This window comes from Pseudomonas sp. 10(2024) (genome assembly GCF_045164175.1).
In the GTDB taxonomy this organism is placed as follows: Bacteria; Pseudomonadota; Gammaproteobacteria; order Pseudomonadales; family Pseudomonadaceae; genus Aquipseudomonas; species Aquipseudomonas alloputida.
In genome coordinates this window covers 5,147,973-5,167,212 of sequence record NZ_CP174006.1, presented here as the reverse complement: position 1 = coordinate 5,167,212, position 19,240 = coordinate 5,147,973, and the positions used below count along the sequence as shown (strand labels likewise).

The 19,240-nt window shown below is 63.0% G+C and carries 17 protein-coding genes; 13 read left to right on the top strand and 4 right to left on the bottom strand.

Features of this window, described 5'->3' with window-relative positions; all coding sequences use genetic code 11:
* Positions 1-126 precede the first annotated feature (126 nt).
* Positions 127-1,047, top strand: a complete 921-nt coding sequence (yedA, locus tag ACI7M0_RS23405; RefSeq protein WP_129933948.1) for a drug/metabolite exporter YedA — start codon at positions 127-129, stop codon at positions 1,045-1,047.
* Between the two features lie 55 nt (positions 1,048-1,102).
* The gene (locus tag ACI7M0_RS23400; RefSeq protein WP_003249817.1) at positions 1,103-2,434 is read left to right on the top strand and encodes a DEAD/DEAH box helicase; all 1,332 of its coding nucleotides are present in this window, start codon (positions 1,103-1,105) and stop codon (positions 2,432-2,434) included.
* A gap of 105 nt (positions 2,435-2,539) precedes the next feature.
* On the opposite strand, the gene ACI7M0_RS23395 is transcribed toward ACI7M0_RS23400, so the two are convergent.
* The 3 genes from ACI7M0_RS23395 to ACI7M0_RS23385 all read right to left on the bottom strand — a co-directional run bounded on the left by ACI7M0_RS23395 (position 2,540) and on the right by ACI7M0_RS23385 (position 5,621).
* Positions 2,540-3,778, bottom strand: a complete 1,239-nt coding sequence (locus tag ACI7M0_RS23395; RefSeq protein WP_104962604.1) for a TIGR03862 family flavoprotein — start codon at positions 3,776-3,778, stop codon at positions 2,540-2,542.
* A 148-nt stretch (positions 3,779-3,926) separates the two neighbouring features.
* On the bottom strand, positions 3,927-4,841 hold the full coding sequence (locus ACI7M0_RS23390; RefSeq protein ID WP_129933029.1) for a histone deacetylase: 915 nt from the start codon (positions 4,839-4,841) through the stop codon (positions 3,927-3,929).
* 93 nt (positions 4,842-4,934) lie between these two features.
* Positions 4,935-5,621 carry a histidine phosphatase family protein gene (locus tag ACI7M0_RS23385; protein WP_129933030.1) on the bottom strand — a complete coding sequence of 229 codons (687 nt, stop codon included), beginning with the start codon at positions 5,619-5,621 and terminating at the stop codon, positions 4,935-4,937.
* Between the two features lie 179 nt (positions 5,622-5,800).
* Here ACI7M0_RS23385 and ACI7M0_RS23380 point away from each other — a divergent pair, with 179 nt between their 5' ends.
* The 4 genes from ACI7M0_RS23380 to ACI7M0_RS23365 all read left to right on the top strand — a co-directional run bounded on the left by ACI7M0_RS23380 (position 5,801) and on the right by ACI7M0_RS23365 (position 9,297).
* The gene (locus ACI7M0_RS23380) at positions 5,801-6,370 is read left to right on the top strand and encodes a GNAT family N-acetyltransferase (protein WP_003249850.1); all 570 of its coding nucleotides are present in this window, start codon (positions 5,801-5,803) and stop codon (positions 6,368-6,370) included.
* Between the two features lie 149 nt (positions 6,371-6,519).
* The gene (gene tesB / locus ACI7M0_RS23375) at positions 6,520-7,389 is read left to right on the top strand and encodes an acyl-CoA thioesterase II (protein WP_014859384.1); all 870 of its coding nucleotides are present in this window, start codon (positions 6,520-6,522) and stop codon (positions 7,387-7,389) included.
* The gene (locus ACI7M0_RS23370) at positions 7,386-7,976 is read left to right on the top strand and encodes an HAD family hydrolase (RefSeq protein WP_129933031.1); all 591 of its coding nucleotides are present in this window, start codon (positions 7,386-7,388) and stop codon (positions 7,974-7,976) included. The genes tesB and ACI7M0_RS23370 overlap by 4 nt, the downstream gene beginning before the upstream one ends.
* Before the next feature lie 310 nt (positions 7,977-8,286).
* Positions 8,287-9,297, top strand: coding sequence for an NAD(P)-dependent alcohol dehydrogenase (locus ACI7M0_RS23365; RefSeq protein ID WP_129933032.1), 1,011 nt, complete (start codon positions 8,287-8,289; stop codon positions 9,295-9,297).
* 71 nt (positions 9,298-9,368) lie between these two features.
* Here the strand turns inward: ACI7M0_RS23365 and ACI7M0_RS23360 are convergent, their stop codons facing one another.
* Positions 9,369-10,070, bottom strand: coding sequence for a FadR/GntR family transcriptional regulator (locus ACI7M0_RS23360; RefSeq protein WP_047603370.1), 702 nt, complete (start codon positions 10,068-10,070; stop codon positions 9,369-9,371).
* A 259-nt stretch (positions 10,071-10,329) separates the two neighbouring features.
* On the opposite strand from ACI7M0_RS23360, the gene ACI7M0_RS23355 reads away from it, so the two are divergent.
* The 7 genes from ACI7M0_RS23355 to ACI7M0_RS23325 all read left to right on the top strand — a co-directional run bounded on the left by ACI7M0_RS23355 (position 10,330) and on the right by ACI7M0_RS23325 (position 19,234).
* Positions 10,330-11,682: an MFS transporter gene (locus ACI7M0_RS23355; protein ID WP_129933033.1), complete on the top strand. Its 1,353-nt coding sequence runs from the start codon at positions 10,330-10,332 to the stop codon at positions 11,680-11,682.
* A gap of 19 nt (positions 11,683-11,701) precedes the next feature.
* Positions 11,702-13,048, top strand: a complete 1,347-nt coding sequence (gudD, locus tag ACI7M0_RS23350; protein ID WP_129933034.1) for a glucarate dehydratase — start codon at positions 11,702-11,704, stop codon at positions 13,046-13,048.
* Positions 13,049-13,462: 414 nt separating this feature from the next.
* Positions 13,463-14,854, top strand: coding sequence for an amino acid permease (locus ACI7M0_RS23345; RefSeq protein ID WP_003249863.1), 1,392 nt, complete (start codon positions 13,463-13,465; stop codon positions 14,852-14,854).
* 919 nt (positions 14,855-15,773) lie between these two features.
* Positions 15,774-16,040 (top strand): hypothetical protein, encoded by a 267-nt coding sequence (locus ACI7M0_RS23340; protein ID WP_119713265.1) that lies wholly within the window; start codon positions 15,774-15,776, stop codon positions 16,038-16,040.
* On the top strand, positions 16,030-16,794 hold the full coding sequence (locus ACI7M0_RS23335) for a DotI/IcmL family type IV secretion protein (RefSeq protein ID WP_014592476.1): 765 nt from the start codon (positions 16,030-16,032) through the stop codon (positions 16,792-16,794). The genes ACI7M0_RS23340 and ACI7M0_RS23335 overlap by 11 nt, the downstream gene beginning before the upstream one ends.
* A 2-nt stretch (positions 16,795-16,796) precedes the next feature.
* Complete coding sequence (locus tag ACI7M0_RS23330; RefSeq protein WP_014592475.1) at positions 16,797-17,810, top strand: DotH/IcmK family type IV secretion protein; 1,014 nt, start codon at positions 16,797-16,799, stop codon at positions 17,808-17,810.
* Complete coding sequence (locus tag ACI7M0_RS23325) at positions 17,807-19,234, top strand: DotG/IcmE/VirB10 family protein (protein WP_019438923.1); 1,428 nt, start codon at positions 17,807-17,809, stop codon at positions 19,232-19,234. Before ACI7M0_RS23330 ends, ACI7M0_RS23325 begins: the two co-directional genes overlap by 4 nt.
* Positions 19,235-19,240: the final 6 nt, after the last annotated feature.

Sequence of the window (19,240 nt, the reverse complement as noted above, 5' to 3'; positions counted from 1 at the left end):
GGGGGAGTGTCGCCTACGTCGAACGCACCAGAATTGTGCCGCTCAATTGAACCCGTTCTGTAACGTCCCTTCACCCAGGCAGGCCGTTAAACTGAGGCACCCGTAAACGGATTTCGAGTTTTCCCCATGCCTGCCTCCCGTCGTTTCCCGCTGCTGCTGATTGGCGCCTTCCTGGCCCTGTATCTGGTCTGGGGTTCCACTTACCTGTTCATTCGCATCGGCGTCGAGAGCTGGCCTCCGATGCTCATGGCCGGTGTGCGCTTCCTGATCGCCGGTGGCCTGCTGTACGGCTTCCTGCGTTGGCGCGGCGTGCCGGCACCTACCTGGCCGCAATGGCGGGCGGCAGGAGCGATCGGTTTCTTGTTGCTCAGCTGTGGCAACGGCGGGGTGACCGTGGCCGAGCATGCCGGCGTGGCTTCGGGTGTGGCGGCTTTGGCGGTGGCGACGGTGCCGCTGTTCACTTTGCTGTTCGGGCTGTTGTTCGGGCACCGCAACTCGAAGCTGGAGTGGGCGGGGATAGCCCTTGGGCTGGTGGGCATCGGCCTGCTGAACCTGGGCTCCAACCTGCAGGCAAGCCCGATAGGTGCGGCGCTGATCATCTTCGCGGCGGCGTCCTGGGCGTTCGGCTCGGTGTGGAGCAAGACCTTGCCGCTACCCCAGGGGCCGATGGCCAGCGCAGCGGAAATGCTGGTCGGGGGTGCGGTGCTGTTGCTGGGCAGTGTGCTATCGGGCGAACGCATGACACAGCTGCCGACCGCCGCTGGCTGGGGGGCGCTGGCCTACCTGGTGTTCTTCGGTTCGATCCTGGCGTTCAGTGCCTACATGTACCTGCTCAAGCACGTGCGCCCGGCAGCGGCCACTAGCTACGCCTATGTCAATCCGGCAGTGGCGGTGCTACTGGGTATCGTCTTTGCCGGTGAGCAGATTGGCGCTGAAGAGTGTGTGGCGATGGCAGTGATCATCGGCGCGGTGGTGCTGATCGGCTTGCCGCAGTGGCGCAAGGCACCTGAACCAATGCCACCGTTGAAAGGTGAAATCTGCAAGTAGGCAGGGGCGATGCGGTAAACTTGCCGCCTTCGCTGAACCCCCTGACGGTATTGCCATGAATTTCGCCAAACTCGGCCTGATCGAACCGCTGCTGCGTACGCTGCAGCAACTGGACTACACCACCCCGACCCCGGTGCAGGCCAAAGCCATCCCCGCCGTGCTGGCCGGCCGCGACCTGATGGCCGCAGCCCAGACCGGTACCGGCAAGACCGCAGGCTTTGCCCTGCCTGTGCTGCAGCGCCTGGCGCTGGAGGGCGAGAAGGTGGCTAGCAACTCGATCCGCGCCTTGGTGCTGGTACCCACTCGCGAGCTGGCCGAGCAGGTGCACAACAACGTGCGCGAATACGCCGAGAACCTGCCGCTGAGTACTTACGCGGTGTATGGCGGGGTCAGTATCAACCCACAGATGATGCGCCTGCGCCGGGGTGTCGACCTGCTGGTGGCTACCCCTGGCCGCTTGCTCGACCTGTTCCGGCAGAACGCCGTGAAGTTCAACCAGGTGCAGACCCTGGTGCTGGATGAAGCCGACCGCATGCTTGACCTGGGCTTTGCCGAAGAGCTGCAGTCGGTGTATGCGGCACTGCCGCGCAAGCGCCAGACGCTGCTGTTTTCCGCCACCTTTTCCGATCAGATTCGCATGCTGGCGGGGCTGGCGCTGAATGACCCACTCAGTATCGAAGTGAGCCCGCGCAACGCCACGGCCACCAGCGTCAAGCAGTGGCTGGTGCCTGTGGACAAGAAGCGCAAGGCCGACCTGTTCTGCCACCTGCTGCGCAAGCAGCGCTGGAAGCAGGTGCTGGTGTTCGCCAAGACCCGCAATGGCGTCGATCAGTTGGTGGAGCGCTTGCTGGCTGAAGGCGTGAATGCCGACGGCATCCACGGTGATCGCCCACAGGCGACCCGCCAGCGTGCGCTGGACAGCTTCAAGGCCCGTGAGGTGCAAGTGCTGGTGGCGACCGATGTGGCGGCCCGTGGCCTGGATATCGATGACTTGCCGCTGGTCGTCAACCTCGACCTGCCGATCGTTGCCGAAGACTACGTGCACCGCATCGGGCGTACCGGGCGGGCGGGCAACAAGGGCGAGGCGATTTCGCTGGTGTGTGCGGATGAAGTGCAACTGCTGGCGGCTATCGAGGTGCTGACCCGGCAGACCCTGCCGCGTCATGAAGAGCCGGATTTCATCCCCGAGCACCGGGTGCCGATGACCGATGCCAGTGGGCAGGTTATCAAGAAACCGAAGAAGCCCAAGAAGCCGAAAGAAAACAGCGCCAAGCGCGGGCTGGGGCGCTGGATGGACAGCAGTGAAGCTGGCAGTGCGGAGCCAGCGGTGAAGGCTGTGCGCAAGGTGCCGAGCTTCAATGGTGGGCCGCGCAAGCGCAAGCCTTGAGGTTTTGGGGCCGCTTTGCGGCCCTTTCGCGACGCAAGGCCGCTCCCACATGGGCTGCACAATCTGGATTGACGCAGTACTTGTGGAAGCCGCCCCGGCAAGCTGTCAGGAAGCCCGCACCCAATCTGCCGCTGCCCGCCCGGCGCGCAAGCCGCTGGCAAAGCACGCCGTGAGCAGATACCCCCCGGTCGGCGCCTCCCAGTCCAGCATCTCGCCGGCACAGAACACCCCCGGCATGCCCTTGACCATCAACCCCTCATCCAGGCCCTCGAAGCGTACTCCGCCGGCGCTGCTGATCGCTTCATCCAGCGGCCGCGTGCGTACCAGGGTGATGGGCAATGCCTTGATGGCCCGAGCCAAAGCATCAACGTCGGCAAAGGTCGCCTGATCGGTCAGTTCGCGCAGCAGTGCGGCCTTGACCCCATCAATCCCCAGCTGGCTGTGCAGGTGCTTGGCCATGGAGCGTGAACCGCGCGGTTTGGCCAATGCCTGGGCAATCTTGTCCACAGGCTTGTCCGGCAGCAGGTCGAGCAACAGTACCCCGCGGCCTTCACGGTGGATGGCCTCGCGTACCGGTGCCGACCAGGCATACACCAGGCTGCCTTCCACACCTTGGGCGGTGAGGATGAACTCGCCCTTGCGCGGTGCGCTGCCCGGGACGCTGAGGGCGATGTTCTTCAGCGGTGCGCCCGCGAACTTGTCCTTGAGCAGCGCGCTCCAGCCCTCTACTTCAAAACCGCAGTTGCTCGGCTGCAAAGGCGAGATATCCACAGCCCGTTCTGCCAGCAGCGGTTGCCAGCTGCCGTCAGAACCCAAGCGCGCCCAGCTGGCGCCACCCAGCGCCAGCACCACGACCGAGGCTTTCACCTGCCGTTCGCCCTGTGGATAAGCAATTCGCAAGCTGCCATCGGTGTTCCAGCCCAACCAGCGATGGCGGGTGTGGATAACTACCCCGTTGTCGCGCAGGCGCTTGAGCCAGGCACGCAGCAACGGTGCGGCTTTCATGTCGGTGGGGAACACCCGGCCTGAGGTGCCGACGAAGGTTTCGATGCCCAAACCATGAATCCACTGGCGCAACGCGTCAGCATCGAAGTCGCGTAGCAGTGCCCCGATTTCGCCCTGGCGTTCGGCATAGCGTGCCACGAACGCCGGGTAGGGCTCGGAATGGGTGATGTTCATGCCCCCGACACCCGCCAACAGGAACTTGCGGCCCACTGAAGGCATGGCATCGAACACCTCGACCGCCAGGCCTGCCTTGGCCAGTGCTTCGGCGGCCATCAGGCCGGCGGGGCCGCCACCGATGACGACAGCGGGGGGAGGGGATGCGGGGGTCAGATCGGGCATGGTGGGCAGCAGGCTGTGGAAAAGAGGCGCATTCTACCGCAGCGCTGCCCTTGGAAGCACTGGTCAAAAAATAGCCAGCGTCACGCAGGCCTTGCCAGTAAAGGGCTGCAGCGCCTTTCGCGCAGGTTATCCACAAGCGGTTCCACAGTCATTGTGAACAACCCATGACACGTGCGGCGCTGTGGTGAAGGATGCCGTGGCGTTTGGCCAGGGCTGTGCGGTCCTTGCTGTAGCCACCGCCGATCACGCCCACCACCGGGATATCGCGGCCCAGGCAATGGCGCAGCACGGCTTCGTCACGGGCGGCAACGCCTGCGTCGGTCAGCTGCAGGTAGCCCAGGGCGTCGTCCTTGTGCACATCGACACCGGCGTCATACAACACCAGGTCGGGTTGATAAAGCGGCAGCAGGTAGTTGAGGGCGTCGTCCACCACTTTCAGGTAGGCCGCGTCGCCCATGCCTCGGGGCAGAGGGATGTCCCAGTCGCTTTGTGCCTTGCGGGCGGGGAAGTTCTGTTCGCAGTGCAGCGACACGGTGATGGCCTCGGGCGTGTCATGCAGGATGCGCGCGGTGCCGTCACCCTGGTGCACGTCGCAGTCGAAGATCAGCACCCGGTGTACCCTGCCTGCTTCCAGCAGGTAGCGGCTGATGACCGCCAGGTCGTTGAAAATGCAGAAGCCGGCGGGGTGGTCGTAATGGGCGTGATGGGTGCCACCGGCGAGGTGACAGGCGATGCCATGCTGCAACGCCATCTCGGCAGTCAGCAGTGAGCCGCCGACGGCGCGCACGGTACGCCGGGCCAGGGCCTCGCTCCAGGGCAGGCCGAGGCGGCGCTGGTCCTCGCGCGACAGCTCGCCGTTCATGTAGCGCTCGATGTAGCTGCGGTCATGGGCCAGGGCGAGGATGTCGTTGGGGCAGATGTCCGGGCGCAGCATGGCCTGGTCGGTGGTCAGCCCGCTGCCGACCAGGTGGTCGTGCAGCAGTCGGAACTTGTCCATCGGGAAGCGGTGTTCAGCGGGGAACTCCGGGCTGTAATCTTCGTGGTAGATCAGCGGCAACGGCATGGTTGAGGTCGTAATCAGGGCCAGGTCCTGATCTTGCCATGGCCGGGCCAGCTTTGCTGCTCAATCGCCTGCACGGGATTGCTGTGGCCCGCATCACTTTGCGGCGCTGGCCAGTACCCGTTCCCAGTCCGGTTCGTTCAGGCGCCCCAGGATGCGGGCCTTGCCATTGCTATCCACCGATACGAAAAGGGCGCTGGCATAGTTGCTTTGACGTTCGCCGCCGGCAACGTGCTGCTGGCGGGCAAAGTGGTCGATGCAGCCGTTGTGAGTCACCAGCACCAGGTTGTGGCCCGCGCGTTTGTGTGCAAGCGCTTCGTTGGCGAACTGGCTGTCGCAGCTTTCCAGCCAGTCTTCGCTGGCCACCGCCTGGCCGAGGATGAAGTGCGCGGTTTGCCGGGTGCGCAGTTTCGGGCTGGTGAGCAAGTCGGCGTTGTTCAGGCCCAGCCGGTGCAGCCCCTGGCCAACGCGGGCAGCGGCCTGGCTACCGCTGAGGGTGATACCCGTGGGGTCGTCCAGGCAAGGGCCGGGGGCGCTGTCGCAGCGTTCAGCGTGGCGGATCATCACGATCACCGCACCTTCGGCCCAGTCCTGCAGCAGGCCGCTGTCACTCAGTTGTTGCTCGTTGCCAAGGTCCACGATATGCGTCCTCGTCGCCAGCCAGGTGGTCAACGCCGCCACGACCATGCACAGGCCCAGGGCGGCTCCGACGGCTTTGCGAGTCAGGCGTCGCTTGCGCCGGGCATGAATGGCAGGGTGCCCCAGGGTGTTGCTCGATAGCATGCGTTGCTCCGTTGGCAGTACCGCGGCTGGCGCGGTGGTGGATGGCGGCATCCTGCCAAGCGGCCTGTCGGGGGCCGGTGAAGGGCGTGTGAAAATTGCATTTGGCGGCTGCCGGCTGGGTGAAACCCGCGCCCGCGCCTACGCTGTAAACTGCAAGGCGGTAAACCGGAGCAGGCCCCATGACCCCCATCCTCGAACTGGAAAGCGCACGGCTGGTGCTGCGCCAATGGCATGACGATGACTTGCGCGAGTTCGCCGCGCTGTGCGCCGACCCACAGGTAATGCGCTACTTTCCGGCGCCGCTGACACGCGTTGAGGCGGCTGCGTTGATCGGCCGCGTGCGCGGGCATTTCAATGAGTACGGTTTTGGTTTGTGGGCCCTGGAACGCAAGGACAGTGGCGCGTTCATCGGCATGACCGGGTTGCTCAATGTCAACTTCGACGCGCCTTTTGCCCCGGCGGTGGAGATCGGCTGGCGTCTGGCACGCCGTCACTGGGGCCTGGGCTTTGCCAGCGAAGCGGCGTGGACCTGCCTGCGTTGTGCCTTTGCCCAGTTGCGCCTGGAAGAGGTCGTGTCGTTCACCAGCGAATGCAACCTGCCGTCGCAGAAGGTGATGCAAGCCATCGGCATGCAGCAGGACCTGCACGGCAGCTTCGAGCACCCCCGCCTGCCCATTGGCCACCCACTGCGCCCGCATGTGCTGTACCGGATCGACCGCGCGCACTGGGAGCGCACCCTGCGCGCCTGAATGCACAGCCATGCCCGGTGCGAATGACAAACGCTGTATCATTTGCCTACTTGGAAGGCGCTTGCCCGTAACACGTTCAGCGCCTGTGAAATCGAGCGCCGCTCGGGCGGCGCATCGCGAGCTAGGCTCGCTCCTACGGAGAACCGCCGATGAGTCATGTGTTGGACGACCTGGTCGACCTGTTGAGCCTCGAATCCATCGAGGAGAACCTGTTCCGTGGACGTAGCCAGGACCTGGGCTTCCGCCAGCTTTACGGTGGCCAAGTGCTGGGCCAGTCGTTGTCGGCTGCCAGTCAGACAGTCGAGGACGCGCGCCATGTGCATTCGTTGCACGGCTACTTCCTGCGCCCGGGCGATGCCAGCCTTCCAGTGGTGTACTCGGTAGACCGCGTGCGCGATGGCGGCAGCTTCAGTACACGGCGGGTGACGGCGATCCAGAAGGGCCAGACCATCTTCACCTGCAGTGCATCGTTCCAGTACGACGAGGAAGGCTTCGAGCACCAGGCGCAGATGCCTGACGTGGTCGGCCCGGAAAACCTGCCTACCGAAGTCGAACTGGCCCGTGCCATGGCCGACCAGTTGCCCGAGCGCATTCGCGACAAGGTGCTGTGCGCCAAGCCGATCGAGATCCGCCCGGTCACCGAGCGCGACCCGTTCAACCCCAAGCCGGGCGACCCGGTGAAATACGCCTGGTTCCGCGCCGACGGCAACCTGCCGGACGTGCCTGCCTTGCACAAGTACATGCTGGCCTACGCCTCGGACTTCGGCCTGCTGACCACGGCGTTGCTGCCCCATGGCAAATCGGTGTGGCAGCGCGACATGCAGATCGCCAGCCTCGACCATTCGCTGTGGTTTCACGGCAACCTGCGCGCCGACCAGTGGCTACTGTACGCCACCGATAGCCCCTGGGCCGGCAATTCCCGTGGCTTCTGCCGCGGCAGCATTTTCAACCAGGCCGGGCAACTGGTGGCATCGTCGAGCCAGGAAGGCCTGATTCGCCATCGCAAGGACTGGGCATGAGCCTGGGCGAGGTGCGCAACTGGGTGTTCGACATGGACGGCACCCTGACCGTGGCCGTGCACGACTTCGCCGCCATTCGGGTGGCGCTGGACATCCCGGCCGAACACGACATCCTCACCCACCTGGCGGCCTTGCCGGCAGAGGAAGCGGCGGCCAAGCATGCCCGGTTGCTGGAGCACGAAAGGGACCTGGCAACGGCCTCCACGGCAGCCACCGGGGCGGTGGAACTGGTGCGCGAGTTGGCCGGGCGCGGGTGCCGGCTGGGTATTCTGACCCGCAATGCGCGTGAGCTGGCGCATGTAACGCTGGAGGCCATCGGCCTGGCGGACTGCTTCCCGGTGGAACACATTCTCGGGCGTGACGAGGCTGCACCCAAGCCGAGCCCGGATGGGCTGCTGAAGATTGCCAGCGCCTGGGGCGTGACGCCGAGCGAACTGGTGATGGTGGGGGATTACCGCTTTGACCTGGACTGTGGGCGGGCGGCGGGGGCGCGCACGGTGCTGGTGAACCTGCCGGACAATCCCTGGCCGGAACTGGTGGATTGGCATGCAGCGGATTGCCGAGCGTTGAAGGTGATGCTGGGCTGACGCTTGTGTTGGCAATGCGGGCCTCTTCGCGGGCATGCCCGCTCCCACAGGTATGGCGCAAGTCTCGGGTCCTTTGGTGCCCCTGTGGGAGAGCTGGTGGATTGGCATGCAGCGGATTGCCGGGCGTTGAAGGTGATGCTGGGCTGACGCTTGTGTTGGCAATGCGGGCCTTTTCGCGGGCATGCCCGCTCCCACAGGTATTGCGCAAGTCTCGGGTCCTTTGGTGCCCCTGTGGGAGCGGGCGTGCCCGCGAAAGGGCCGGATCTGTCTATGCTGAACCCCATCTTTGCTCTGATACGGAGACCCACCCATGAGCAGCAAGGCCATCTACGTACAACCCGGCGGCGGCTACGACAAGGTCGAGGTCGGCACCTGCGAGGCCCAGGCCCCCCAGGCCGGCGAGATTACCGTGCGCCTGCACGCCAGTTCCCTCAACTACCACGATTTCGCCGTGGTCAGCGGCATGTGGGGCCCAAGCGAGCGACGCATCCCCATGGCCGATGGCGCCGGCGAGGTGGTTGCGGTGGGGGCTGGCGTCACTGAGTTTCAGGTCGGCGACAATGTGGTCAGCACCTTCTTCCCCGACTGGCTCGATGGCCAGGCCAATGTCGAGGGCTTTGCCCGGGTGCCCGGCGACGGCATCGATGGCTACGCCCGCGAGCAGGTGACAGCCCGCGCCACCGCCTTCACCCTGGCACCCCAGGGTTTCAGCCATGCCGAGGCTGCCACCCTGACCACCGCCGGCCTTACCGCCTGGCGCGCGCTGATGAGCGATGATCACCTCAAGCCCGGCGACACGGTGCTGGTGCAGGGTACCGGCGGTGTATCGATTTTCGCCCTGCAGTTCGCCAAGCTGGCGGGCGCGACCGTGATCGCCACCTCGTCCAGCGATGCCAAGCTGGAGCGCCTGAAGGCCCTGGGTGCCGACCACCTGATCAACTACAAGAACACCCCGGCCTGGGGTGAGAAGGTGCGCGAGCTGACTGGCAACCGTGGTGTCGATCATGTGATTGAAGTGGGCGGCCCGGCGACGCTGGAGCAGTCGATGATTGCTGCGCGCATTGGCGGGCATGTTTCGCTGATCGGCATCCTTACCGGGGTGGCGGGGCAGTTGCCGTTGGTGCAGGCGCTGGTGCGGCAGATTCGGCTGCAAGGGGTGCTGGTTGGCAGCCGAGCGCAGCAGCAGGCGATGGTGCGGGCGATCGATGCCAACGGCCTGCGGCCGGTGGTGGACAAGCATTTCGAGCTGGAACAGATCGTCGAGGCGTTCCGTTACCAGGAGAGCAACCGGCATTTCGGCAAGATCTGCCTGACCTGGTGAAGTGAGGGCAGGGTAGCTGGATGTAACGGCCACCCTGCACGCCAATATACTCGTCTTGCACTGCCTGACAGTCAGTCCGGCAGTAGCCGGTCGCGGCTGTTGGACAGGTGCAGGCATACCGCCGCCCGTGCCGCATCCGGGTCTTGTCGGCGGATGGCATTGAGGATTGCCTCATGCTCCAGGTTGGCCAGGTACGCTTGCCGCGCCAGCTTGGCCCCCGCGCGCTCGGCCAGGGCCATGCGGTTGCGCGGTATCAGGCCGTTACCCAGTTGCAGCAGCATCTCGGTGAAATACAGATTGCCGGTGGCCTCGGCAATCAGCAGGTGAAAGCGCCGGTCGGCTTCGATGCAGCTGTCGCCGGCAGCGGCCAGGTCCTGATAGTCATCCAGCGCCTGGCGCATGCGCGCCAGATGCCCCTCGTCACGACGCAGTGCGGCCAGCGCGGCAGCCTGGCCCTCAAGGCCAATACGCAGTTCCAGCAGATCGCGCACATTCGCCGCGCTCTCCGCCGCAACGCGCAGGCCGGCCTGGGCCTGGCGCTCCATCACGAACGTACCGATCCCGTGGCGCGGCTCCACCAGCCCAGAGGCCTGCAGCTTCGACAAGGCTTCGCGAACCACCGTGCGGCTGACCCCGTGCTCGCGCACCAAGGTGTTTTCCGAAGGCAGTTTGTCGCCTGGTTTGAAGGTGCCCAGCAGAATCTGCTGGGTCAGGCTGGAAACCAGGTCATGGGCGCGGCTATGGCCGCGTTTGCGCGCGTGTTCGGGTTCCATGTGTGATCCGCTTCTTGATTTACTTGTACGACAAGTTAATCGATAGAAATATTTTTTGCCGATTTTTCGCGCATCCAATTCAGCATGTAGTTGAGCTGTTTTTACACGTTAGGATCAAATTGGCATTATGACAGCTTGTATTTTGCTATTTTGCCGACGTTAATGATCTTGTCGTACAACCTCGCTGCGAATAAGCTCCTCCCCACTGCCATGTCAGACAACCCGACCCGCACAAAAACAATTAGTGGGAGATCCGCAAGTGAACGACACCCTCGCTCCGTCTGCCCGGCATGAAGGCGACGCGTTGGCCAGTGCCGTGGCCAAGGTCAAGCGCCACGTCCTGCCGCTGTTCGTCATCATGTTCATCGTCAACTACCTCGACCGCGTCAACATTGGCTTCGTCCGCCCGCACCTGGAAAGCGACCTGGGCATCAGCGCTGCGGCCTTTGGCTTTGGTGCCGGGCTGTTCTTCATCGGTTACGCGCTGTTCGAAGTCCCTTCGAACATGCTGCTGCAAAAGGTAGGTGCCCGGCTGTGGCTGACCCGTATCATGTTCACCTGGGGGCTGGTGGCCACGGCCATGGCCTTCGTGCAGAACGAAACCCAGTTCTACGTGTTGCGTTTTCTGCTCGGGGTGGCCGAAGCAGGCTTCTTTCCTGGCGTGATCTACTACTTCACCCGCTGGCTGCCGGCGGCAGAGCGCGGCAAGGCCATTGCCATCTTCCTCAGTGGCTCGGCGCTGGCTTCGCTGATTTCCGGGCCGCTGGCCGGGGCGTTGATGCAGATCCATGGCCTGGGCCTGCATGGTTGGCAGTGGATGCTGTTCATTGAAGGCATGGCCTCGGTGGCGCTGTGCTTCTTTGTGTTCTTCTGGCTCGACTCGAAGCCGCAGGACGCCAAGTGGCTGAGCAAGGCCGAGCAGGACGCGCTGGTCGCCACCATCGACCGCGAGCAGCAAGCGCGTGAGGCCATCGGCGCGGTCAGGCCGTCGGCCTGGAGCCTGCTCAAGGACCGCCAGATCGTGCTGTTCTGCCTGATCTACTTCTGTATCCAGCTGACCATCTACGCTGCGACCTTCTGGCTGCCTAGCATCATCAAGCGGATGGGCGACCTCAGTGACATGCAGGTCGGCTTCTTCAACTCGATCCCTTGGTTGATCTCGATCCTGGCCATGTACGCCTTCGCCGCCGGTTCCGCTCGCTGGAAGTTCCAGCAGGCCTGGGTGGCGGGCGCCCTGCTGGTCGCTGCCACGGGCATGTTCATGTCCACTACGGGTGGGCCGGTGTTCGCCTTCGTCGCCGTGTGCTTCGCCGCGATCGGTTTCAAGTCAGCGTCGTCACTGTTCTGGCCAATCCCCCAGGGCTATCTGGACGCCCGCATCGCTGCGGCGGTGATTGCCCTGATCAACTCGGTCGGCAACCTCGGCGGCTTCGTTGCCCCCACCACCTTCGGCTTGCTGGAGCAGCAGACTGGCTCGATCCAGGGCGGGCTGTACGGCCTGGCGGTGACGTCGGTGCTGGCGGCGATTGCCATCTTCTTCGTACGCATTCGCCCCAAGGGCGTCCCTTCCGATGACCTCAAGGCCCCTTCGGCCCTGGGCCAGACCCACTGATGACTGCGAGACAACCCTCATGAATATGCAGACCCTTCACACCAGTACCCCGGTGGTCACCGACCTGCGCGTGGTCCCCGTGGCCGGCCATGACAGCATGCTGCTCAACCTCAGTGGCGCCCATGGCCCGTACTTCACCCGCAACGTGGTGGTGCTGCGCGATAGCGCCGGCAACACCGGCCTGGGCGAAGTGCCCGGCGGCGAGAAGATTCGCCAGACCCTGGAGGACGCCCGCAGCCTGGTGGTCGGCCAGCCGATCGGCCATTACCAGCGTGTGCTCAACGCCATGCGCCAGACCTTCGCCAACCGCGACTCGGCGGGCCGCGGCCTGCAGACCTTCGACCTGCGCATTACCGTGCATGCGGTAACGGCCATCGAGTCGGCGTTGCTCGACCTGCTCGGCCAGCACCTGAGCGTGCCGATGGCGGCGCTGCTGGGCGAGGGCCAGCAACGCGATGCGGTGAAGATGCTCGGCTATCTGTTCTACATCGGCGACCGCCAACAGACCGACCTGGCCTACCGCAACGAAGCCGACAGCGATGACGACTGGTTTCGCTTGCGCCACGAAAAGGCCCTGACCCCGGAAGCAGTGGTGCGGCTGGCCGAGGCCGCCAAGGCGCGTTATGGCTTCAGCGACTTCAAGCTCAAGGGCGGCGTGCTGCGTGGTGAAGAAGAGATGGAGGCTGTGACAGCGCTGGCCGAACGCTTCCCCGAAGCGCGCATCACGCTCGACCCCAATGGCGCGTGGTCGCTGAAGGAGGCCATCGCCCTGTGCCGTGACAAGCACGATGTGCTGGCCTACGCCGAAGACCCGTGCGGCGCCGAAAACGGTTACTCGGGCCGCGAGGTGATGGCCGAGTTCCGCCGCGCCACCGGCCTACCCACCGCGACCAACATGATCGCTACCGACTGGCGACAGATGGGCCATGCCATTCAGTTGCAGTCGGTGGACATTCCGCTGGCCGACCCGCACTTCTGGACCTTGCAGGGTTCGGTACGGGTGGCGCAGATGTGCAACGACTGGGGGCTGACCTGGGGTTCTCATTCCAATAACCACTTCGACATTTCGCTGGCGATGTTCACCCAGGTGGCGGCTGCGGCTCCGGGTGAAATCACGGCGATCGACACCCACTGGATCTGGCAGGATGGCCAGCGCCTGACCCGTGAGCCGCTGCGCATTGTCGACGGGCATGTGCGAGTGCCGGCGCGACCGGGCCTGGGCGTGGAACTGGATGAAGACCAGTTGGCCAAGGCCCATGAGTGCTACCGCAACATGGGGCTGGGTGCCCGCGATGACAGCGTGGCGATGCAGTTCCTGATCCCGGGTTGGAGCTTCGATAACAAACGGCCCTGCCTGGTGCGTTGAGGCTGCTGGCCTTTTCGCGGGTAAGCCCGCTTCTACATCAACCGGTGGTGTCGCTACGCACCCTTGTAGGAGCGGGTTCACCCGCGAAAGGGCCGGCACAGGCAACACACATTCAAATGAAAAACAAAAGCTCCATTTGGGCCTGTGGCGCGATCGGATATGCCATTCGCGACATCTGGCGTTGATGGAAATGCCCTGTCGTGATCGAACAGTTCCGTGGCGTTCTCGTGTAATTCCCCACAGCCATGCGGGGATTAAATGAACCCCGAACCGCACTGACACCTTGCTCTGTGACGCGTGCCAAATATCAACAACAGCGCGCGAACAACGTGTCGACTTATTGATTTCAAAGGAGATATTTTTCGCCTACGCCTGCCCGTCCTTCCTTGTGTCAGCAAAAAGAGAACAACATCAATGAACACCGTGGGATCTGATGGCAACCTTGCACAAGGTTTCAAGCCACGTCACGTAACGATGCTGTCCATCGCCGGCATCATCGGCGCCGGACTTTTCGTAGGTTCTGGCCATGCCATCGCGGCAGCCGGGCCAGCAACCATAATTTCCTATTTCGTGGCCGGGACCCTGGTGGTACTGGTCATGCGCATGCTCGGCGAAATGGCCGTGGCACACCCCGACACCGGATCGTTTTCCACCTATGCCGACCAGGCCATTGGCCGCTGGGCCGGCTATACCATCGGCTGGTTGTACTGGTGGTTCTGGGTACTGGTCATTCCTATCGAGGCATTGGCCGCCGGGCATGTGCTGAACGCCTGGTTCCCGCAGGTGGACAGCTGGATCTTCGCCCTGGCTTCGGTGTTGCTGCTGGCCGGTACCAACCTGTTCAGCGTGGCCAAGTACGGCGAGTTCGAGTTCTGGTTCGCCATCCTCAAGGTCACCGCCATCCTGGGCTTCATCGGCCTGGGCTTCGCCGCGCTGATGGGCTGGCTGCCCAACCGCGAGGTCAGTGGGCTGAGCGGGCTGATGGCCGAGTACGGCGGCTTTGCACCGAAAGGCTGGTCGGCAGTGGTGGGTGCGTTCATCACCGTGATGTTCAGCTTCATCGGCACCGAGGCAGTGACCATTGCCGCATCCGAGTCCAGCGACCCGTCGCGCAACATCGCCAAGGCCACCCGCTCGGTGATCTGGCGTATCAGCACCTTCTACATCCTGTCGATCTTCGTGATCATTTCGGTGGTGCCGTGGAACGACCCGCAACTGGCAGTGGTGGGTTCGTACCAGCGTGCGCTGGAAATCATGAACATCCCCAACGCCGCGTTCATGGTCGACCTGGTGGTTCTGGTAGCCGTTACCAGCTGCATGAACTCGTCGATCTACATCGCTTCGCGGATGATGTTCTCGCTGGCCAAGCGCGGTGACGCCCCGGCCTTCCTCAACAAGACCTCCAAGGTCGGTGTACCGCGTGCTGCAGTGTTCGGCAGCACCCTGATCGGTGCGGCCATCGCAGTCCTCAACTACTTCGCACCGAAGGGCGTGTTCGAGTTCCTGCTGGCCAGCTCCGGCGCCATCGCCCTGTTGGTGTACATGGTTATCGCCATCTCGCAGCTGCGCATGCGCCGCCGTCTGGAGCGCGAGAACACCGAACTGAAGTTCCGCATGTGGCTGTTCCCTTACCTGACCTGGGCGGTGATCATTTTCATTGCCGGGGCGCTGGCGGTGATGATGTACACGCCTGAGCATCGGGCGGAAGTGAGCTCGACATTGGGCCTGGCGATCGTGATTTCCTTCCTGGGGATCGTGACGTCGAGGGGCCATGCGCAACCGGTGGCAGCGCGATCGATGGGGTGATTCAGTTCACCTGGCTGTAAGGCAAAGGGCACCCGAGGATGGGTGCCCTTTTTTTTCGGGCGTGAAATGGCGGCGGCGCTGAAGGGTGTTTGTCGCAAGTTTTTTATCGTCCATGAGATCGAGCGCCGCCCCGGCGGCGTTCGATTTGCAGGGCACCCAAACATATGAAGCATGCTGGCAGTTTGATATCAAAAAGCCGTTATCGCGGAATATTGTGTATTTGTTGGAAAATCACGTTTTAGCCATGCTGGGTCGTTACCCTGGCGTTGGGCTTGTGCGCCTCGGTCGGATTTTATCCGCCGGTTCTGCGGTTGCGCTGCGCAACATGCCAAGCGGCAGAACGCACTTTTGATGTGCCGTTTCCCTTGATTTAAAAGGGTTTTTAATCCGAGGTGTGTGGGTGTAGGCCCTCGGTGAAGGTCAGGGAGGAAGGCTGGAGCAAGTTCTAGGAGTGTTATGGCGGAAGTGTTGCAACCCCTCCGCCACCAACCTGGAAGTATGGCCCTCTAAACCCCCTGTAAGCCACGAAATTCGTGGGCTACGCAGTTTCTCAAAGGCTTTTCAAAGCAGGCTCGTTTGGCCTCTGCACATGACTGAATGGTCAGGTTTATAGCATCATAATAATCTGAAGGCATTCATTTTTTAAAACCTGCAGTACTCAAGTGCTCAGTCGAATCTGGTGGCTGGGCGCTCAATCTCAAAATTCTGATTTTATTAGCATTTATTGGATAAAAGCCCTGTTTCCGGCAGGGTTTTGTTTGGCTGCGCGCTCGCGTGATCTGGCCAATTTAGCGTCAAAGGCTCGGGTGCTGGCGTGTCAAAATGCGTCGCGGATTGCAGGTATTATCTCAATCTGTCAAAATTTCGCTGTTGCAGCTTTCTAAGTTTTGGATGAAAATGCCGCCGCATGGAGCGAGATATGGATGAGCTGGGGTCTATCACTACGTCATGGGGCAGCGGTGCAGCGCAGGACGTGGATGTTCGCGCACTGCGACGCTACAACCGCTTGCTTGGCGTGTTGCTGAATGTTGGCGAGTGGGCGTGCATAGGCCTGCTGCCGTTTGTTGCGGTTGCTGCCATCTGGCTGGTGACTCAAACCAACTTTGAAAATGTCGTGTTCTATGACGGAACCGACTCGATTTGCATCTACGACGGAACGACAGGGGAAATCCGCAATGTCGAGTAAGGAAACCCAACACGGAACCCCTGGTGGCGAAGCGCAGGAGACTCGGCGGGGCACGGACGAAGAGAAACTGCTGGAGCTGGCGCTGGATGAAACGCCGGGTGAAGCAGCGGCCACCGTGCGTGAAGTCAAACGCCTGCAGCTGGAATGCCTCGATCTCAAGCGCCGCAACAAGCGCGTATGGGGCCAACTGTTGGCGCTGACTTGCGTATTTGGCGTCACCATCGCTGCGGTGGTGTTCTGGTACCCGAAGTACCGCTGGATCCCGACCACTGACAATCACGCGATCTGTGAAGTCTCGACCGAGAGCAATCCGCGCGTAACCCCGGCCACCCTTGCCGAGTACGCCAAGGATGCCGTGGTCAATTCGTACTCCTACGACTACGTGAACTACCGCTCCAACCTCAATTCTGCGGGCGCCCGCTGGTACACCGACGAGGGGCGCAAGGCTTTCCTGAAGACCCTGGACGATTCCGGCAACCTGGAGCGCGTGCTCAAGGGGCGGATGATCCTGCGCGCCATGGCCACCCAGGTTGCCCAGGTCGAAGAGGCTGGTGTGCTGGCCAGCGGGCAGAACTACTGGCTGGTGCAGGTACCGATTGCCATCGAATTCTATGTCGGCGGTGACCAGCAGGCGCGCTCGCGCCAGGACTTCCTCGCCGCCGTGACCATCGTCCAGATCCCCGCCTCGGCCACCAACATCAAAGGCATTGCCGTCGATTCTGTTCAGCTGTCGCCGTACACCTCAAGGAAGTGACCATGAAGAAGCATCTGATCGCATCGTTGCTTGCGAGCGCTATCGCTTTGCCTGCATTTGCCAACGAGGCGCCAACTGCGCCCGCTGCCGAGGGTGGCGCAGGGCAGGTTGACGCGGCGCAAGGAAGCGAGGCTCCGCCCCAGCCGCCGATGAATGGCCTGGGCCGGCAGGTATCCAGCGCTGCTCAAGTGGTCTATCCGCGCCCGGAGGATGTCATCAGTGACACGGTCAACGACGTGCAGGACTCGCAGCTGACATCGTCGCAAGTCGAGTTGATCAAGCAGCTGTGGCTGGAGCGGGAAAAGCAGAAGGCCACCGCCTATGTCAGCCCGGCCAAGCCGGTGACCCGCACGTTGGCACTCAACCTCGACCCGGGGGTATCGCCCCCCATCGTTCGCCTGAGTAAGGGCCAGCAGTCATCGATCGTGTTCTCCGACTATGCCGGGCAGCCGTGGATGATCCAGAACGTGTCGATCAACCGCGAGCTGTTCAGCGACGGTCGCGAGCGAGGTGGGCAGAACGGTCAGAACGGTACTGCCGCACCGACCAACATCCTCACCCTGGACCCCGCCACAGCGGCGGCCTACGGCAACGTCACCGTCACCCTGCGCGGCCTGGCCACGCCGATCATCCTGATCCTGGCCGCCGGCCAGGAAGAAGTGGACATGCGTGTTGATGCCAAGGTGCCGGGGCGCAACCCGGATGCGACAGCGAGTGTGGCGATGTTGCGGATGCCGTCGATCGACGATGCGCTGACCTACTTCCTGGATGGTGTGCCGCCGAAAGATGCCAACCGCCTGAAGGTGACCGGGCTGGAGGGCGTCGAGGCCTGGAGCTATGGCCCGAACATGTACGTGAAAGCCAAGGCTGATGCGCAATATCCGGCCTACACCAACGCAGCGCGAAGCACCACCGGTGTGGCTGTGTATCGCTATGCGGGCCTGCAGAACAGCGTCACGTTCACGACTGGCGGGCAAGCCGTAACCGTCTTCATCGAGCAAGGGAATCTGCAATGAGTGATAACAACATGCCGCCGAACGACTCGGGCTTCGATGAAGAGGACGAGCACCTGGTAGCCGACCGCGACGGGCCGGCTGGCCCGCAGGTGAAGAAGGCGCGCAAGTCCGATGAGATGCAGCGCAACTTGCAGGCGGTGTTCGGTTCCGGTGTCGGCAAGGTCTCGCTGATTGCTGCCGGGTTGGTCGTGCTGGCGCTGGGCGCCCTGGCCTACAACGGCATGTCTTCGAAGGATGCGCCTGCGGGCAAGGCGTCCACGGTGGACGTGCCGAATGCGCCGCAACCTGAAGTGTCGATCGACCCTATTACCAAGGCCGAAGCAGAGCGCCGTGCGCAGCGCAGCATGTTGGAGGCCGAACAGGCTGCCGAGCGCGGGATGTCCTATCAGCCTGGCTTCGATCCGAACATCGTGCAGTCCACCGGGCGGGATCTGGCTCGTGGCCAGGGCGCGCAGTTCAACGTGCCTGGGCAGCCTTACAATGACGGCAATCAGCGTTCGCCCGAGATTTACATCGGGGCGGGTATGCCGCCTCGTGACTCAGCCCAGGTTTCACAGCGGCCTGGTGTGGCCAGCGCCCAGTCCCAGGAGCAGGAGCGCCGGCGTCTGGAGGAGGAGCTGAAAAAGGCCGAGGAGCAGCGCGACCAGTACGTCAGCGAGCTGAAAAGCGAAACGCTGAAGTCGATCAAGCAACTGATGGGCGAGTCTGAAAGTGCCAAGGGCTTCGCTGAGAGAAGCAGTTTCAGCACCGTCAGCTACTACCCGACCGAGCGCGCTGGCGGCAGTGTCACAGGCCCCGCAGTACGGGCTGCCAAGGACAAGGACCCCAATGCCATCGAGGCCGTGGGTGACACCGACCGGGCGATGCTGATCAAGACCGGTACCATCATGTACGCCACGCTCGATGCCGAGGTCAACACCGATGATGGTGGTGACGTGCTGGCGACCATTCGAGGCGGCAAGTGGAACGGTTCCAAGCTGATCGGCAAGATCGAGCAGGCGCCCGACAACATTCGCGTGAAGTTCACCATTCTTGCGCCACCGGTCAACGACCCTCGTCCGACCATGCGCATCAGCGCTGTGGCATTGCGCGAGGATGATGCCAAGCAGGGCATTGCCGAGACCAAGGACCACCACACCATGGAGCGCTATTTCGCCCTGGGTGCCGCCTCGCTGTTGTCCGGCTACGGTCGGGCTTACCAGCAGACAGCGGGTACCACTGTCATCAGCCCGAGTGGCGTTGTGGCACAGACCACTACCGAGCCCTCGACCAAGCAGGTGATCGGCTCGTCGGTCGGTGAAATGGGCACCGCCATCGCCGGCGAAGTGCGCCGCGGCTTCAACCGCCCGGCCACCTACGCAACGCCTGCGAACAAAGGCTTTGGCCTGTTCTTCCTGCAAGACGTTCACGATCAATCTCGATAAGGAGTT

Excerpts from the sequence above, each read along its gene's own strand:
- ACI7M0_RS23345 (WP_003249863.1), top strand. The coding sequence starts at position 13,463 with ATGAACACCGTGGGATCTGATGGCAACCTTGCACAAGGTTTCAAGCCA.
- ACI7M0_RS23390 (WP_129933029.1), bottom strand. The coding sequence starts at position 4,841 with ATGCCGTTGCCGCTGATCTACCACGAAGATTACAGCCCGGAGTTCCCC.
- tesB (WP_014859384.1), top strand. The coding sequence starts at position 6,520 with ATGAGTCATGTGTTGGACGACCTGGTCGACCTGTTGAGCCTCGAATCC.
- ACI7M0_RS23335 (WP_014592476.1), top strand. The coding sequence starts at position 16,030 with ATGTCGAGTAAGGAAACCCAACACGGAACCCCTGGTGGCGAAGCGCAG.
- ACI7M0_RS23400 (WP_003249817.1), top strand. The coding sequence starts at position 1,103 with ATGAATTTCGCCAAACTCGGCCTGATCGAACCGCTGCTGCGTACGCTG.
- ACI7M0_RS23385 (WP_129933030.1), bottom strand. The coding sequence starts at position 5,621 with ATGCTATCGAGCAACACCCTGGGGCACCCTGCCATTCATGCCCGGCGC.
- ACI7M0_RS23365 (WP_129933032.1), top strand. The coding sequence starts at position 8,287 with ATGAGCAGCAAGGCCATCTACGTACAACCCGGCGGCGGCTACGACAAG.
- gudD (WP_129933034.1), top strand. The coding sequence starts at position 11,702 with ATGAATATGCAGACCCTTCACACCAGTACCCCGGTGGTCACCGACCTG.
- ACI7M0_RS23380 (WP_003249850.1), top strand. The coding sequence starts at position 5,801 with ATGACCCCCATCCTCGAACTGGAAAGCGCACGGCTGGTGCTGCGCCAA.
- ACI7M0_RS23360 (WP_047603370.1), bottom strand. The coding sequence starts at position 10,070 with ATGGAACCCGAACACGCGCGCAAACGCGGCCATAGCCGCGCCCATGAC.
- ACI7M0_RS23325 (WP_019438923.1), top strand. The coding sequence starts at position 17,807 with ATGAGTGATAACAACATGCCGCCGAACGACTCGGGCTTCGATGAAGAG.
- yedA (WP_129933948.1), top strand. The coding sequence starts at position 127 with ATGCCTGCCTCCCGTCGTTTCCCGCTGCTGCTGATTGGCGCCTTCCTG.
- ACI7M0_RS23395 (WP_104962604.1), bottom strand. The coding sequence starts at position 3,778 with ATGCCCGATCTGACCCCCGCATCCCCTCCCCCCGCTGTCGTCATCGGT.
- ACI7M0_RS23370 (WP_129933031.1), top strand. The coding sequence starts at position 7,386 with ATGAGCCTGGGCGAGGTGCGCAACTGGGTGTTCGACATGGACGGCACC.
- ACI7M0_RS23340 (WP_119713265.1), top strand. The coding sequence starts at position 15,774 with ATGGATGAGCTGGGGTCTATCACTACGTCATGGGGCAGCGGTGCAGCG.
- ACI7M0_RS23330 (WP_014592475.1), top strand. The coding sequence starts at position 16,797 with ATGAAGAAGCATCTGATCGCATCGTTGCTTGCGAGCGCTATCGCTTTG.